The organism is Klebsiella scottii (genome assembly GCF_036561945.1).
Taxonomy (GTDB): Bacteria; Pseudomonadota; Gammaproteobacteria; order Enterobacterales; family Enterobacteriaceae; genus Klebsiella; species Klebsiella scottii.
Window position 1 is genome coordinate 1 of the sequence record NZ_JARXNI010000006.1, and the last position, 261, is coordinate 261.

The 261-nt window shown below is 51.0% G+C and carries 1 rRNA gene; it reads right to left on the reverse strand.

From position 1 onward, the window contains the following. Positions 1–261, reverse strand: a 23S ribosomal RNA gene (locus tag QFI97_RS00025); the annotation flags it as partial.

A 261-nucleotide genomic window follows, 5' to 3' on the forward strand; every position in this document is an offset into this window, starting at 1 on the left:
CAATTAACCTTCCGGCACCGGGCAGGCGTCACACCGTATACGTCCACTTTCGTGTTTGCACAGTGCTGTGTTTTTAATAAACAGTTGCAGCCAGCTGGTATCTTCGACTGATTTCAGCTCCACGAGCGAGTCGTTTCACTTACCATCAGCGTGCCTTCTCCCGAAGTTACGGCACCATTTTGCCTAGTTCCTTCACCCGAGTTCTCTCAAGCGCCTTGGTATTCTCTACCTGACCACCTGTGTCGGTTTGGGGTACGATTT